We start from the raw sequence: 14,495 nt of genomic DNA on the forward strand, positions 1-14,495 counted from the left end.
GCCCGCATCGCGGGCAAGCCTTGCTCCCACAGATCCCCTCACCATGGATTCTCTTATTACCGTCCTGTCAGAGCGCAGCCACGGTCTTGTCCTTGATGACTGTCGTCGATCCATTGGCCTTGACGCTGGCGATGCCTTTGTCCCGGGCTGCATCCGATGAATACGCCTCACTGCTGCCAATCACTTCGTGGTTGCCGGCCTTGAGGTTGAAGTACGGATGGCCGTCCTTGGTGGTCTTGAGCTCATAGCGTTCGGCCAATGGACTGTTTTTCTGCACCGAAGCGATGCCGCCGTCGGCGCCGCTGCGGGTGGTGTACAACTCGCTGGTCAGGATTGTCTCGGCGTTGGCCGCCTTGAGCACAAACCGAAACTGGCCACTGCTGCTTTTGCTGACTTCGTACCATCCGGACATGATTGTTCTCCAGGCAATGAGGGCATGCCCCGAGAGTAAAGACCCGCTGCGCTTGTCCCGCCAGTCCATTACTACAAAGTGATGGCCGTGCCCAGCAAGGTCAGGAATCCCGCCAGCCAGTTCGGGTGCGCAGGCCAGGCCGGTGCGGTCGCCAGGTTGCCCTGGACATGGCCTTGGGTCACGGGAATGTCCATATAGGTCCCGCCCGCCAGCCGTACTTCCGGGGCGCACGCCGGGTAGGCGCTGCATTCACGCCCTTCGAGGATGCCCGCCGCCGCCAGCAATTGCGCACCGTGGCACACCGCGGCAATCGGCTTGCCCGCCAGATCGAAATCACGCACCAGTTGCAGGACGGCTTCGTTCAGGCGCAGGTATTCCGGCGCCCGCCCACCCGGCACCAGCAGCGCGTCGTAGTCGGCGGCCTGGACGTTGGCGAAGTCATGGTTGAGGGCGAACAAGTGCCCCGGTTTTTCACTGTAGGTCTGATCGCCTTCGAAATCGTGGATCGCCGTGCGCACCGTTTGGCCCGCGGTTTTGTCCGGGCACACGGCGTGCACGGTGTGACCGATCATCTGCAAGGCCTGGAACGGCACCATGACTTCATAATCTTCGACGTAATCGCCGACCAGCATCAGGATTTTCTTGGCGGCCATGGGAAGGGCTCCTTTGGGAATGCGTGAGGGATTGACGCATTAAAGGTAGCCCGGTACGTCGGTAGGTGAGGGATAAGCGCTGATAACCTGACGGACTGCATATCGTGGGAGCGGGCTTGCTCGCGAAAGCGGTGTGTCAGTCAGCTATTCAGTCGGCTGGCACACCGCTTTCGCGAGCAAGCCCGCTCCCACAGGGGGTTGGTGCTAGCAGGGCGAGGTCAGGCGAGATAGCCATCCGCCCGCAGCAGCGTTTCGAGACAGTGCTCGGTGATGTGGTAGAAGGCCTTGAGTTCTTCGATTTTTGCCAGCAGCTCGGTGGGGTCCGCCGGTTCGGCGCGTTTAACGGCCAGGATCATCTTGTTCTTGTTGGTGTGGTCCAGGGAGATGAACTCGAACACCTTGGTCTCGTAGCCACACGCTTCGAGGAACAGCGCCCGCAAGCTGTCAGTGACCATTTCCGCCTGCTGGCCCAGGTGCAGGCCGTATTGCAGCATCGGCTTGAGCAACGCCGGGCTCTGGATCTGCAGGCGGATCTGCTTGTGGCAGCACGGCGAGCACATGATGATCGAGGCGCCCGAGCGAATGCCCATGTGGATCGCGTAGTCGGTGGCGATATCGCAGGCGTGCAAGGCGATCATCACATCCACCGCGCTCGGCGCCACGCTGCGCACGTCACCGTGCTGGAAGCTCAGGCCCGGGTGCTCCAGGCGCGCGGCGGCTTCGTTGCACAGCTTGACCATGTCTTCGCGCAGCTCGACCCCCGTCACCACGCCCTCGGCCTGCAAGGTGTTGCGCAGGTAATCATGGATGGCGAAGGTCAGGTAGCCCTTGCCCGAACCGAAATCCGAGACCCGCACCGGTTTGTCCAAGGCCAGGGGCGAAGACGTCAGCGCATGACTAAAGACCTCGATGAACTTGTTGATCTGCTTCCACTTGCGCGACATCGCCGGAATCAGCTCGTGCTTGTGGTTGGTCACGCCCAGGTCAGCCAAAAATGGCCGGCTCAGGTCGAGGAAGCGATTTTTCTCACGGTTGTGCTCGGCAGACGGCACTTCCCGCAGTTGCTGGGGCTTGCTCTTGAATAGCGAGCTCTTGCCCTTCTTGCTGTACTCCAGCTGCGCCTCGTCGGTGACCGCCAGCAAATGCGCGTTCTTGAACGACGCCGGCAACAGCGCGGCAATGGTGTCCACGCCTTCGGCCAGTGGGAAATTCTTGGTGATGTCGCGGGTCTTGTAGCGGTAGACAAAGGACAGGCATGGCTGGTCCTTGACCGTCAGCTGCTTGATGATCAGCCGCTGGAGGTCCGCTTCGTCCCCCACGTACTTGGCCAGTACCAGTTTGATGAAAGCGTTTTGTTCAAGGCTGGTGCGCAGCAGCTCGATGAATTGGGCGTGGTGATCCGGCGCGGGACGGGCTGGAGTTGCGGTGGCGGACATGAACAAGCGGCCTCGGGGCGGGCGGATCGGGAATGGCGGGTATTTTAGGGGGGATGGGCAGCGAGGGCACGGGGAATTTCCCCAGTGGTAGAAAATCCAGGCCCTTTTTACGAAGGCCCCGGCTTTTGCGGCTCACTGAGCTTTTTGTGGCTCACTGGGGCTTTTTTGTGGCGAGGGAGCTTTTGTGGCGAGGGAGCTTGCTCCCGTTGGACCGCGAAGCGGTCCCCATCGGCTCCAAGGTCGGGCAACGAGCTCGCAAATCGACGACTGCTTCGCAGCCGAGCGGGAGCAAGCTCCCTCGCCACAAAAGCGGCTCTGGCCATGGTGATCGACAATCAGCTTAAAACCACCAACCGATTTGGCAGTTCATTGCGCTCCTGGGTCAGCGGCACGTGTTCCTTGAGCAATTCTCCGCAGGCTTCGATGCACGTCACGAAACCCTGCAAGGTCTGCCCCTGGCGAACCTGCTGGGTAAACGCTGCGACAATGGCGTCCCAGCAGGTGTTGTCCAGGTGCTTGGAGATGCCTTCATCGACGAGGATTTCCACATACCGCTCGGCCTCGCAGACGAAGATCAGCACACCCGTGCTGCCCACGGTGTGGTGCAGGTTCTGTTCGAGGAATTGCCGGCGCGCCAGGTTGGAGGCCCGCCAGTGGCGCACGGAACGGGGAATCAGGTGCGTGGTGATCTTGGGGATGCGGAACACCAGGCACAACACGATGAAACTGACCCACTGCACCAGTAGCAGGCTGTGCACGGCCAGCCACCCGCTGAGGTAATGGACCACGCCGGGCACCACGAGGGCCAGCAAGCTGGCCCACAGCAGCGGGATATAGGCGTAGTCGTCGGCGCGGGCGGCCAGCACCGTGACCAGTTCGGCGTCGGTATGCCGCTCGACCCGGGCGATGGCCTCGGCAACCTTGCGTTGTTCGTGTTCAGTCAGTAATGCCATGGTTAAAAGTGCCTGCTCATTATTATTATCACCAGCCGCCCGACGAACCGCCGCCCCCAAAACTGCCACCACCGCCGCTGAAGCCGCCCCCACCGCCTCCGCCGCCAAAGCCTCCGCCACCGTAACCGCCCGAGCCGCTGGCGCCACCGCGTCCGGCCGGCAGGATACCGAGCATCTGGCAGACCAATACCGTCAAAATAAACAGTATCACCAGGAAGATGAACAGCCCCGGGTGACGCTCGACAAAATCGCCCTGCTGCCCATCCGTATTGTAAGCGGTCGCGGGCTCGTCCAGCGGGCTGCCGCCCAGCACCACCAGCATCGCCGCGACGCCATCGCTGATGCCTTTGTTGAAGTTACCGGTCTTGAAGGCCGGCGTGATCACCTGATGGATGATCACCGAACTCTGGGCGTCGGTCAGGCGATCCTCCAGGCCATAACCCACTTCGATGCGCAGTTTACGGTCATCCCGGGCGACGATCAGCAGCGCGCCGTTGTTTTTATCCTTTTGCCCGATGCCCCAGTGGCGCCCCAGTTGATAGCCGAAGTCCTCGATGCTGCTGCCCTGCAGGTCTGCCAGGGTCACGACGACCACCTGTTCGCCGGTCGCCTGTTCATGGGCCTTGAGCTGCGAGTCCAATTGCGTGCGCACCGAGGGTTCGAGCATCTGGGCGGCGTCCACCACCCGCCCGGTCAGTTCCGGAAACTTCAATTCGGCCTGGGCCGTGATGGCAAACGCCCAGAGCAACAGCACCAGGCCAAATTTCAACGCTCGCATTGCAACTCCTGTGTGGGAGCGAGCTGCTGTGGGAGCAAAGCTTGCTCGCGATGAAGGCACCTCGGTCTTTTTAATGACCGCGTTATCGTTCATCGCGAGCAAGCTTTGCTCCCACAGGCTCGCTCCCACAGTTTTTTCAGAACTTCACTTCAGGGGCTTTTTCAGCGTTGGGGCTGGTGGCCTCGAAGGTTTCGCGGATCGGCAGGTCGCTGTACATCACGCTGTGCCACAGGCGCCCCGGGAACGTGCGGATCTCGGTGTTGTACTTCTGCACCGCCAGGATGAAGTCGCGGCGGGCCACGGCGATGCGGTTCTCGGTGCCTTCGAGCTGCGATTGCAACGCCAGGAAATTCTGGTTGGCCTTGAGGTCCGGATAACGCTCGACCACCACCATCAGCCGGCTCAATGCGCCGCTCAGCTGGTCCTGGGCCTGCTGGAACTGCTTGAGTTTTTCCGGGTTGTCCAAGGTGCTGGCGTCCACCTGGATCGACGTGGCCTTGGCCCGCGCCTCGATCACTGCGGTCAGGGTGTCCTGCTCGTGCTGGGCGTAGCCCTTGACGGTTTCCACCAGGTTGGGAATCAGGTCGGCGCGGCGCTGGTACTGGTTCTGCACCTGGCCCCAGGCGGCCTTGGCCTGTTCGTCCAGGGTCGGGATGTTGTTGATGCCGCAACCGGCCAACAACGTGGTGAGCAGCATCAGCGCCAGCATCGGCAGGCTGCGAAGGTGATTCAGTCGAGGATTCATCGGATATGGCGCTCCCTGGCATGACATAGGAAAACCCGGCCACCTATCCCGCCGACGTCTGGGGCATAATCTGCCGTCGCGCTGGATTGAAACGGGCCGATGGGCTAAAAGATGCGCAGTGCGAAACTAAGTTCAGCCCAATGGGTTCGAAAGTCTGCTGCATTTAACTGAACAACAATAGCCGCTCCTCACATTTCGGCTGACCGGCGTGTCCTGATCCCGCCCTTTAGGCTTGCGAGAAAATTATTCATGAAGAAGCTGTGTTTGCTGGGCCTGTTTGTCAGTCTGGCCAGTCACTCCGTATTAGCCGACAACCTGCCCGCCCCCATGGAGAACAAGGATGCGTTCATCAGTAACCTGATGAAGCAGATGACCCTCGAAGAGAAGATCGGCCAATTGCGCCTGATCAGCATCGGCCCGGAAATGCCCCGGGAGATGATTCGCAAGGAAATCGCCGCCGGCAATATCGGCGGCACGTTCAACTCCATCACCCGCGATGAGAACCGTCCGATGCAGGACGCGGCCATGCGCAGCCGGCTGAAGATCCCGATGTTCTTCGCCTATGACGTGATCCACGGCCACCGCACGATTTTCCCGATCCCCCTGGCCCTGGCTTCAAGCTGGGACATGGACGCCATCTACCACTCCGGCCGAATCGCAGCCAAGGAGGCGGCGGCCGACAGCATCGACATCACCTTCGCGCCCATGGTCGATATTTCCCGCGACCCGCGCTGGGGCCGGACTTCAGAAGGCTTCGGCGAAGACACTTATCTTGTGTCGCGCATTGCCGGGGTGATGGTCAAGGCGTTCCAGGGCACCGGGGCCAACGCTGCCGACAGCATCATGGCCAGCGTCAAGCACTTCGCCCTGTATGGCGCCGTGGAAGGCGGTCGGGACTACAACACCGTGGACATGAGTCCGCTGAAAATGTACCAGGACTACCTGCCGCCCTACCGCGCCGCCATCGACGCCGGTGCCGGCGGTGTGATGGTCGCGCTGAACTCCATCAACGGCGTGCCGGCCACGGCCAACACTTGGCTGATGAACGACCTGTTGCGCAAGGAATGGGGCTTCAAGGGCCTCGCGGTCAGTGACCACGGCGCCATCTTCGAACTGATCAAGCACGGCGTCGCCAAGGACGGTCGCGAAGCGGCGAAGCTGGCGATCAAGGCCGGCATCGACATGAGCATGAACGACTCGCTCTACGGCAAGGAGTTGCCAGGGCTGCTGAAAGCTGGCGAGATCGAGCAGAGCGACATCGATAATGCGGTGCGCGAAGTGCTCGCGGCCAAGTACGACATGGGCCTGTTCAAGGACCCGTACCTGCGCATCGGCAAGGCCGAGGATGACCCCGCCGACGTCTACGCCGACAGCCGCATGCACCGCGCCGATGCCCGGGATGTGGCGCGCCGCAGCCTGGTCCTGCTGGAAAACCGCAACCAGACCCTGCCCCTGAAGAAAACCGCGAAGATCGCCCTGGTCGGTCCCTTGGCCAAGGCCCCCATCGACATGATGGGCAGTTGGGCTGCCGCCGGCCGCCCGGCGCTGTCGGTCACCCTGTTCGACGGCATGACCCGCGCTCTGGGCGGTGAGTCGAAGCTGATCTACGCCCGTGGCGCCAACATCACCGGCGACAAGAAGGTCCTGGACTACCTGAACTTCCTCAATTTCGACGCCCCGGAAGTGGTGGATGACCCGCGCCCGGCCCAAGTGCTGATCGACGAAGCGGTGAAGGCCGCGAAGTCCGCCGACGTGGTGGTGGCCGCCGTGGGTGAGTCCCGGGGCATGTCCCATGAATCGTCGAGCCGTACCGAGCTGAACATCCCCGCCAGCCAACGCGAGCTGATCAAGGCCCTGAAGGCCACCGGCAAGCCCCTGGTGCTGGTGCTGATGAACGGCCGTCCGCTGTCGTTGCTGGAAGAAAAGCAGCAGGCCGATGCGATCCTGGAAACCTGGTTCAGCGGCACCGAAGGCGGCAACGCCATCGCGGACGTGCTGTTCGGTGACTACAACCCGTCTGGCAAGCTGCCGATCACCTTCCCACGCTCGGTAGGGCAGATTCCGACCTACTACAACCACCTGAGCATTGGCCGGCCGTTCACGCCGGGCAAGCCGGGCAACTACACCTCGCAGTATTTCGACGACACCACCGGCCCGCTCTACCCGTTCGGCTACGGCCTGAGCTACACCGAATTCAGCCTGTCGGACATGGCGCTGTCGTCGACCACGCTGAACAAGACCGGCAAGCTCGATGCCAGCGTGACGCTGGAAAACACCGGCAAGCGTGACGGCGAGACCGTGGTGCAGCTGTACATCCAGGACGTGACCGGCTCGATCATCCGCCCGGTGAAGGAGCTGAAGAACTTCCGCAAGGTGATGCTCAAGGCCGGCGAGAAGAAAGTCATCCATTTCACCATCACCGAAGACGACCTGAAGTTCTTCAACGCCCAACTCAAGTACGCCGCGGAGCCGGGCAAGTTCAACGTGCAGATCGGCCTGGACTCCCAGGATGTGAAACAGCAGAGTTTTGAGTTGCTCTGACCCAACAACACTGCAATAACCTTGTGGGAGCGGGCTTGCTCGCGAAGGCGGTGTATCAGTCAGCAATTGAGTCGGCTGACACACCGCCTTCGCGAGCAAGCCCGCTCCCACATGGGGTTCCATGTGTTTTCAAGGATTGCGCTTAACCCCGCCGATCCAGCAGATTCACCACCAACCGATCCACCCACCCCCACAGCCGCTGCTTGAACCGCTTCCACAGCGGTCGGCGCTGCCAGGCGTCGAGGCTGACTTGCAGGCTCTGGGCGAAATCCCGCTCGAAACTGGCCGCCACGGCACTGCTGAGCTTGGAGTCCAAGGCTTCGAGGTTGGCTTCCAGGTTGAAACGCAGGTTCCAGTGATCGAAATTGCAGGAACCAATGCTGACCCAGTCATCCACCAGCACCATCTTCAAGTGCAGGAAACACGGCTGGTACTCGTAAATCTGCACGCCGGCCCTGAGCAGTCGCGGGTAGTAACGGTGCCCGGCGTAGCGCACGGACGGGTGATCGGTGCGTGGGCCGGTCAGTAGCAGGCGCACATCGATGCCGCGGGCGGCGGCCTTGCGCAAGGAGCGGCGCACATTCCAGGTCGGCAGGAAGTACGGCGTTGCCATCCAGATGCGTTTCTGGCCGCTGTTCAATGCCCGGGACAGCGATTGCAGGATGTCGCGATGCTGACGGGCGTCGGCATACGCCACCCGGCCCATGCCCTCGCCCACCGGCGGCACGCGAGGCAGGCGCGGCAAGCCGAAGTTGGAGGCCGGTTTCCAGGCACGCCGATGGCGGTTGGCGAGCCACTGGCGGTCGAACAGCAGTTGCCAGTCGAGCACCAGCGGGCCGACGATTTCCACCATCACTTCGTGCCACTCACTGCGGTCGTCGAGGGGGTTCCAGAATTCATCGGTCACCCCGGTGCCACCGACCACGGCCAGGCGTTGGTCCACCAACAACAGCTTGCGATGATCCCGATACAGATTGCGCACCCAGCGCCGCCAGCTCAGGCGATTGTAGAAACGCAACTCCACCCCGGCCTCGGTCAGACGCTTGCGCAGGGCCAGGGTAAACGCCAGGCTGCCGTAGTCATCGAACAGGCAGCGCACGCGAACGCCACGCTCGGCGGCCTGGACCAGTGCCTGGACCATTGCTTCGGCGCAGGCCCCCGCCTCCACCAGGTACAGTTCCAGCTCGACCTGTTCCCGGGCACGGGCGATTTCCACCAGCATGCGCGGAAAGAATTCCGGGCCGTCGACCAACAGCTCGAAGCGATTGCCTTCACGCCAGGGAAAGACCGGGCCGCTCATGTCAGCGCGCCGTGAAAATCAGCACCGCATTCACCGGCACCGACAAACTGATGGCCGATAACCCGGCCAGGTTGCGCAGCTTTTCCAGGCCCGGCGCCAAATCGAAATCCGCCGCGTTGAGCACCACCGGTTCGAGGGTCACCACTTGGAAGCGACGCTCATCCAGGCGCGTCGCGAGCAACTCAACGGGATATTCATGCTGCTTGCCGTGCAGGTTCACCGTCAGCGGCAGGCGCAGTTCCAGCTGTGCGCCGTTGGCCAGGTCCTGGATCGGCATCAGGTCGATCTTGGCGGTGACCGTGGCCTCGGCGAATTGCTTGATGTCGAACAGCTCGGCGCGCATGCGCTCATCCCGCAGGGGGATACCGCTGTTGATGGATTCGAGCTCCACTTCCAGGCGCGCCAAGCCGTCGGGCTGGACTTGGCCGTGCAGCACCAGGAAACGCTGGACCTCGGAAATGTTGCCGTTTTTGCTGCTGATAAACGACAGCCGCGACGACTCGCCGTCCAGGTACCAGTCGGCCTGGGCCGGCAGCGCTGCGCAGGCCAGCAGCACGCTGGCGACCACGCGTGGGAAAAACCGCTTGAACATACACACTCGGAGGGTAGATAAACCTGTGGCGAACCTTAACCGGGCCGAGGGCGCTTGCAAACTGTCTGTTTCAACAACTGCCCAGGAATGCAGAGAACCTGAGGTGAAGGGTTTCATCTGTGGGAGCAAGGCTCCCTGGGTGAAGAGGGTTTCTGTGGGAGCAAGGCTTGCCCTCAACAGTCAGCTCAGGGTTCCAACCGACACCCCTGCCGCTCCCCCATCCACCGCGCGCTGTTGCTACGCCCCAACCCGCTGACGGTGATGCGTTTCGCGTCTGCGGTCTCGAGAAAGTCGCTGGTGGGCACCGACTGCTTCACATAGCCACGGCAGTAGTCCGCCGATTGCTCCATCACATAGCGACACGAGCAGTATTCCTTGGCGGTGTAGGCGCTAATGATGTCGGGAAAGGCCCGCAACGCCACCCGCTCCAGCCACATCCAACTGAACAGGGCGATGAGCACCGCCGACAGCAGAGTCAGCAACACGTTGCGCCTCATGGCTGCACCGTCCCGGCGAACGCCGCCATGGCCCGCTTGAGCAGTTCGTTATGGCGATAGCGGCCGTCGCGGTCGTCGCCGTAGCGCACGATCACCAGTTTGGCGCTGGGAATGACGTACAGCGCCTGGCCCCAATGGCCCAGGGCGGCGAAGGTGTCCGGCGGCGCGTCGGGCCAGGGGTGGATCGTCGGATCGGCGGCGCGATTGAGCCACCAGTGCCCGCCCGGCACGGCTTCATCCTGGCCGGCCTGGAAGTGCACGAACGGTTCACGGCTGAACGCGACCCAAGCCTTGGGAATCAGCTGCCGTTCGCCCCAGCGGCCGTCCCGTTGCATCAACAAGCCGACACGCGCCAAATCCCGCGCCGTGAGGTAGGCGTAGGACGACCCCACGAACGTGCCGCTGGCGTCGGTTTCCCAGGTGGCATAGCGGATGCCCAAGGGTTCGAACAGAGCGGTCCAGGGGTAATCGGGATAACGTGCCGGGCCGACGATATTTTTCAGGGCCGCCGCCAACAGGTTGCTGTCACCACTGGAATAACGGAACGCCTGCCCAGGCTGACTGAAGCTTTCATGCTGCGCGGTAAACGCCGCCATGTCATGACGCCCGCGGGTGTAGAGCATCGCCACCACCGATGACTTCAGCGGCGCGTATTCGTAGCCTTCCTGCCAGTCGAGGCCGGACGCCCAATGGAAAAGATCGGCCAGGGTCAGGCCCGGGTGTCGGTTCAGCGGCGGATAGTACTTGGCGGCCGGATCGTCCAGGGCAAAGCGCTGTTCGCCATAGGCCACGCCGAATACCGTCGCCAGCAGGCTTTTGCTGATCGACCAGGTCAGGTGCGGGGTCTGGGCGGTGGTTGGTCCGGCGTAGCGTTCATAGACCAGCCGACCGTCCTGGATCACCAGCAGCGCATCGGTGCGGATGCCCTCGCGGCTCTCATCGTCCCGGGGTGGGAAGGCGTATTGCGCCAAGGCTTCGATGGCCGGCCCGCTCGGCGTCGGGCCGCTTGGCCATTGCTCGCCGGGCCAGTCTTCGGCGTGGGCGCTCAGGTTGAGCAATAACAGCGGAATCAGGAACCAGCCTTTGGACATACTTGGGGCTCGCAGGGTTGAACCTTCGGAGCCTATTCAGACTTGATGACAGTTTGGGGACTTGTGTCGACAGTGCTGACGCCATCGCGGGCAAGCCTTGCTCCCACAGGTCTAGCGAAAGCCTTGCTCCCAAAGGTCTTCAGCAGACTGTCATTTGGCATTGCACCTGTGGGAGCAAGGCTTGCCCGCGATGAGGCCCTTCAACCCGATGAAGATTCCAACGCCTTGGCCAACCGCTTGGCCCGAGCCCCTCCCGCAATGTCCATCACGCCTTTATCCCGCGTCCACAGCTCGCGCCACGTCGCAGGCCCGCCGGCCAGGGCAGCGTCGAGTTCACCGTCGAGCCCGTGGAACTGGGCGAACAACCCGCCCAGCAGCACATGCCCGGCAGCACTCGAAGGGTTATGCCGGCTCACTTCCGCACAGCCGGCGAGCAATGCCAGCAGGCGCAGTTGCAACGCCTGGGGCCAGGCGCACTCCTGCCCGACGCCATGCAACCAGGCCGTCATCGCGCTGAGCACATAAAGGTCTTCCAGGGTGCGGAACGGTTTGACGTAGGCGTCCCAGCCATCGCCCGCCAGCAATTCGCACAACGCGCCGTCGAGCAGCACGCGGCCATGGCTGATGTCGGGCATCAGGCTCATGGCGGGCAGTTTCTCCAAGGTCACGCCGGGCTCGCCTGCGTAGGCCACCGCCAGGTTCAGCCGTGGCGTTTCACCGGGCGCTTCGCAGCGGGCAGCAATCAACAGCCATTCGGCGGCGTCGCCAGCGGTGACGAAATCCTTGCGTCCGCTCAGGCGCAAATCGTCGAGACGGGTGTGCATGTCCGTCGGCCGCACGCTGCGCTGCTCAGTGGCACACAGAGCGCCGAGGCTCTGCGGCGCGCTGGGCCAAAGCACTCGCAGTGCCGCCTGGTAGCCCACCAGGAACGCCAGCCCCGGCGTGGCCATCGACCGAGCCCCAAGCACGGCCAGCTCGAACGGCGTCACCGGCCCCAGGCGTTGCAGCAACGCGGCATAACCTTCGGCCAGGTCCGGATGGGCGGGCAAGCGCTCGCCGTGTTCGATCAGGGTGTGCCAGGGCATTGGGCGGACTCCTTGAGGGCTGTCATATAAGCATCACCAAAGCTTCATGGCGATGACACCGGGGCTACATAGCCTGACTTTGCACAACATGGCTGCATAAAGAAAGTCGACAGGCTGCAACTGAACAGCCCGCACGGAGATTCGCTATGACTCAGATCGCCCGCATCAGCGACACCGGCAATGAACGCCGCCTGCAAGCCGAACGCCTGGTTGGCGCCCACGCCTTGCAAGAAGCCCAGGCCCTGCGTTTCAACGTCTTCAGTGGCGAGTTCAACGCCAAGCTCAAAGGCGCGGAAATGGGTCTGGACATGGATGACTATGATGTTCACTGCGCCCACATCGGCGTACGCGACCTGAACACCGGCCGCCTCGTGGCGACCACTCGCCTGCTCGACCACCAGGCCGCCAGCAGCCTGGGCCGGTTCTACAGCGAAGAAGAGTTCAGCCTCCACGGCCTGGTCCACCTCAAGGGCCCAATCCTGGAAATCGGCCGTACCTGCGTCGACCCGGCCTACCGCAACGGTGGCACCATCGCGGTGCTCTGGGGCGAGCTGGCCGAAGTCCTGAACGAAGGCGGCTACAGCTACCTGATGGGCTGCGCGAGCATTCCGATGCAGGATGGCGGCATACAGGCCCAGGCGATCATGCAGCGCCTGCGCGAACGCTACCTGTGCACCGAACACCTGCAAGCCGTGCCGAAAAAACCACTGCCGACCCTGGACGTGCCGTCCAACGTCATTGCCGAGATGCCACCGCTGCTCAAGGCCTACATGCGCCTGGGCGCGAAGATCTGCGGCGAGCCGTGCTGGGACGAGGATTTCCAGGTGGCCGATGTGTTCATCCTGCTCAAGCGCGACGAGCTCTGCCCGCGCTACGCCCGTCACTTCAAGGCAGCGGTGTGATGAGTCGGTTGCGGGTGTACGCGCGTATCGCGCGAGTCTTGCTGGTGGTGACGCTGGGGCTGAGCATGGCCAGCGTGTTCGGTTTGTTCGAACGCCTGGGGATCGCCAACTCCATGGTGCGTCGCCAGCGCTGGTCGCGGTTCTTCATGGCCCGGCTGAGCCATGCCCTGCCCTTTACCGTCACCGTCCATGGTCAACTGCCGCAACGACCGATGCTCTGGGTCAGCAACCATGTGTCCTGGACCGACATCCCGCTGCTGGGCATGCTCACGCCGCTGTCGTTCCTGTCCAAGGCCGAAGTGCGCACCTGGCCGGTCGCCGGCTGGCTGGCTGCCAAGGCCGGCAGCTTGTTTATCCGTCGCGGCTCGGGTGACAGCCAACTGATCCGCAAACAGATGAGTCGCCACTTGGAACAGGCCCATCCGTTGTTGATGTTCCCGGAAGGCACCACCACCGACGGCCGTTCCCTGCGTACCTTCCACGGTCGCTTGTTGTCGGCGGCGATCGATGCCGATGTCGCCTTGCAACCGGTGGCGATTCGTTATCTGCGCAACGGCGAGCCGGACTCCCTGGCACCGTTCATTGGCGATGATGATTTGCTGTCGCACCTGATGCGCCTGTTCGCCAATGATCGGGGCGAGGTGCACATCCACCTGCTGGAACCGATTGCCTGCCATGGCCAGGAACGCGCGGCCCTGGCCTTCCAGGCGCAGCAGGCGGTGCACAAGGCGTTGTTCGGCGCGATTCCCGAGAAACAGCAAGTGCCGGTGCGACCCGCGGCGATTGCGGCCTGATTCGGATTCCCGTGGAAAATCCCTTGTGGGAGCGGGCTTGCTCGCGAAGACGGCAGTACATTCAACACAGATGTTGACTGATCCACCGCCTTCGCGAGCAAGCCCGCTCCCACAATTTAGTTATTTGGTGTGACCTGGCTCAACGCAAAATCCTGAAGCTGCGGATAGAACAACCGAAAGTCTTCGCTCAACGGCTCATAGAGCCTGATCAATTCCGGCATCGCCCTGGCCAGTTCCTCGGGACGGGACAGGCGGCGGGAAATGCCGCGCAGCACCTGCCCAAGCACCTCGAATTCCTGATAAGACCCCAGCCAGTCATCCGCCGCCATATGCGGGGCGATGTGCGCCAGGCGTCCTGGCAACTGCGGTTCGGTGCCGAGCACCTGGTACACCCGGGACGTGAAATCCAGCAGCGGCTCTTCGCCATATAACGGCCAGTCCCGGGCCAGGCAATGATCGAAAAACACGTCGAGCACGATCCCGGCATAGCGCCGTCGCACCGTGGAAAAGCGCGACAGGGCGATGTCCACCAAGGGATGACGGTCGGTGTACATGTCGATGCGCCGATGCAGGGCAATCGCCGCCTCGATCCGCGGGTCGTAGAGCCCTTGCAGCGGTCCCTTGACGAAGTCGCCATAGAGGCTGCCGAGCAGTTGTTCCCGGCCGGGGCCGCCGAGGTGCAGGTGCGCGAGATAGTTCATGGCCCGCAGCTTAGC

Annotated in this window: 15 protein-coding genes; 3 read left to right on the plus strand and 12 right to left on the minus strand. The window is 62.6% G+C overall.

The genetic code is table 11. The features are described from left to right. Positions 1-67: 67 nt before the first annotated feature. The 6 genes from M1D99_RS23000 to M1D99_RS23025 form a co-directional block, all read right to left on the minus strand. The gene (locus M1D99_RS23000) at positions 68-412 is read right to left on the minus strand and encodes a YegP family protein (RefSeq protein WP_434571864.1); all 345 of its coding nucleotides are present in this window, start codon (positions 410-412) and stop codon (positions 68-70) included. 71 nt (positions 413-483) lie between these two features. Then, positions 484-1,065 (minus strand): DJ-1/PfpI family protein, encoded by a 582-nt coding sequence (locus M1D99_RS23005; RefSeq protein WP_186704510.1) that lies wholly within the window; start codon positions 1,063-1,065, stop codon positions 484-486. Between the two features lie 218 nt (positions 1,066-1,283). Beyond that, positions 1,284-2,501, minus strand: coding sequence for a class I SAM-dependent methyltransferase (locus tag M1D99_RS23010; RefSeq protein WP_411386722.1), 1,218 nt, complete (start codon positions 2,499-2,501; stop codon positions 1,284-1,286). A gap of 335 nt (positions 2,502-2,836) precedes the next feature. Further along, positions 2,837-3,454 carry a TPM domain-containing protein gene (locus M1D99_RS23015; RefSeq protein WP_186704508.1) on the minus strand — a complete coding sequence of 206 codons (618 nt, stop codon included), beginning with the start codon at positions 3,452-3,454 and terminating at the stop codon, positions 2,837-2,839. A 28-nt stretch (positions 3,455-3,482) separates the two neighbouring features. After that, positions 3,483-4,232 carry a TPM domain-containing protein gene (locus M1D99_RS23020; protein WP_458130820.1) on the minus strand — a complete coding sequence of 250 codons (750 nt, stop codon included), beginning with the start codon at positions 4,230-4,232 and terminating at the stop codon, positions 3,483-3,485. Positions 4,233-4,368: 136 nt separating this feature from the next. Next, entirely contained in the window at positions 4,369-4,977 is a 609-nt protein-coding gene (locus tag M1D99_RS23025; RefSeq protein WP_186704506.1) for a LemA family protein, read from the minus strand. Positions 4,978-5,226: 249 nt separating this feature from the next. Between M1D99_RS23025 and bglX the strand changes: the two genes are divergently transcribed. Then, entirely contained in the window at positions 5,227-7,518 is a 2,292-nt protein-coding gene (gene bglX / locus M1D99_RS23030; RefSeq protein ID WP_186730536.1) for a beta-glucosidase BglX, read from the plus strand. A gap of 142 nt (positions 7,519-7,660) precedes the next feature. Here the strand turns inward: bglX and M1D99_RS23035 are convergent, their stop codons facing one another. From M1D99_RS23035 to M1D99_RS23055, 5 genes are all read right to left on the minus strand, one after another. Continuing rightward, positions 7,661-8,818, minus strand: a complete 1,158-nt coding sequence (locus tag M1D99_RS23035) for a phospholipase D-like domain-containing protein (protein WP_186704504.1) — start codon at positions 8,816-8,818, stop codon at positions 7,661-7,663. Between the two features lies 1 nt (position 8,819). Further along, the gene (locus M1D99_RS23040) at positions 8,820-9,410 is read right to left on the minus strand and encodes a YceI family protein (RefSeq protein ID WP_186704503.1); all 591 of its coding nucleotides are present in this window, start codon (positions 9,408-9,410) and stop codon (positions 8,820-8,822) included. Between the two features lie 185 nt (positions 9,411-9,595). Then, on the minus strand, positions 9,596-9,907 hold the full coding sequence (locus M1D99_RS23045; protein ID WP_186730534.1) for an amidase: 312 nt from the start codon (positions 9,905-9,907) through the stop codon (positions 9,596-9,598). Next, entirely contained in the window at positions 9,904-10,998 is a 1,095-nt protein-coding gene (locus tag M1D99_RS23050; RefSeq protein WP_434571874.1) for a serine hydrolase domain-containing protein, read from the minus strand. The genes M1D99_RS23045 and M1D99_RS23050 overlap by 4 nt, the downstream gene beginning before the upstream one ends. 200 nt (positions 10,999-11,198) lie before the next feature. Next, positions 11,199-12,083, minus strand: coding sequence for an acyl-CoA dehydrogenase (locus M1D99_RS23055; RefSeq protein WP_458130821.1), 885 nt, complete (start codon positions 12,081-12,083; stop codon positions 11,199-11,201). Positions 12,084-12,229: 146 nt separating this feature from the next. Between M1D99_RS23055 and olsB the strand changes: the two genes are divergently transcribed. Beyond that, positions 12,230-12,985 (plus strand): L-ornithine N(alpha)-acyltransferase, encoded by a 756-nt coding sequence (gene olsB, locus M1D99_RS23060; RefSeq protein WP_411386717.1) that lies wholly within the window; start codon positions 12,230-12,232, stop codon positions 12,983-12,985. Then, on the plus strand, positions 12,985-13,779 hold the full coding sequence (locus M1D99_RS23065) for a lysophospholipid acyltransferase family protein (RefSeq protein WP_434571880.1): 795 nt from the start codon (positions 12,985-12,987) through the stop codon (positions 13,777-13,779). The genes olsB and M1D99_RS23065 overlap by 1 nt, the downstream gene beginning before the upstream one ends. Positions 13,780-13,895: 116 nt before the next feature. Here the strand turns inward: M1D99_RS23065 and M1D99_RS23070 are convergent, their stop codons facing one another. Then, positions 13,896-14,480, minus strand: coding sequence for an acyl carrier protein phosphodiesterase (locus M1D99_RS23070; protein ID WP_458130822.1), 585 nt, complete (start codon positions 14,478-14,480; stop codon positions 13,896-13,898). Between the last annotated feature and the right edge of the window lie 15 nt (positions 14,481-14,495).

It is taken from the genome of Pseudomonas sp. R3-41 (assembly GCF_054161485.1).

Excerpts from the sequence above, each read along its gene's own strand:
- M1D99_RS23000 (WP_434571864.1), bottom strand. The coding sequence starts at position 412 with ATGTCCGGATGGTACGAAGTCAGCAAAAGCAGCAGTGGCCAGTTTCGG.
- M1D99_RS23005 (WP_186704510.1), bottom strand. The coding sequence starts at position 1,065 with ATGGCCGCCAAGAAAATCCTGATGCTGGTCGGCGATTACGTCGAAGAT.
- M1D99_RS23010 (WP_411386722.1), bottom strand. The coding sequence starts at position 2,501 with ATGTCCGCCACCGCAACTCCAGCCCGTCCCGCGCCGGATCACCACGCC.
- M1D99_RS23015 (WP_186704508.1), bottom strand. The coding sequence starts at position 3,454 with ATGGCATTACTGACTGAACACGAACAACGCAAGGTTGCCGAGGCCATC.
- M1D99_RS23020 (WP_458130820.1), bottom strand. The coding sequence starts at position 4,232 with ATGCGAGCGTTGAAATTTGGCCTGGTGCTGTTGCTCTGGGCGTTTGCC.
- M1D99_RS23025 (WP_186704506.1), bottom strand. The coding sequence starts at position 4,977 with ATGAATCCTCGACTGAATCACCTTCGCAGCCTGCCGATGCTGGCGCTG.
- bglX (WP_186730536.1), top strand. The coding sequence starts at position 5,227 with ATGAAGAAGCTGTGTTTGCTGGGCCTGTTTGTCAGTCTGGCCAGTCAC.
- M1D99_RS23035 (WP_186704504.1), bottom strand. The coding sequence starts at position 8,818 with ATGAGCGGCCCGGTCTTTCCCTGGCGTGAAGGCAATCGCTTCGAGCTG.
- M1D99_RS23040 (WP_186704503.1), bottom strand. The coding sequence starts at position 9,410 with ATGTTCAAGCGGTTTTTCCCACGCGTGGTCGCCAGCGTGCTGCTGGCC.
- M1D99_RS23045 (WP_186730534.1), bottom strand. The coding sequence starts at position 9,907 with ATGAGGCGCAACGTGTTGCTGACTCTGCTGTCGGCGGTGCTCATCGCC.
- M1D99_RS23050 (WP_434571874.1), bottom strand. The coding sequence starts at position 10,998 with ATGTCCAAAGGCTGGTTCCTGATTCCGCTGTTATTGCTCAACCTGAGC.
- M1D99_RS23055 (WP_458130821.1), bottom strand. The coding sequence starts at position 12,083 with ATGCCCTGGCACACCCTGATCGAACACGGCGAGCGCTTGCCCGCCCAT.
- olsB (WP_411386717.1), top strand. The coding sequence starts at position 12,230 with ATGACTCAGATCGCCCGCATCAGCGACACCGGCAATGAACGCCGCCTG.
- M1D99_RS23065 (WP_434571880.1), top strand. The coding sequence starts at position 12,985 with ATGAGTCGGTTGCGGGTGTACGCGCGTATCGCGCGAGTCTTGCTGGTG.
- M1D99_RS23070 (WP_458130822.1), bottom strand. The coding sequence starts at position 14,480 with ATGAACTATCTCGCGCACCTGCACCTCGGCGGCCCCGGCCGGGAACAA.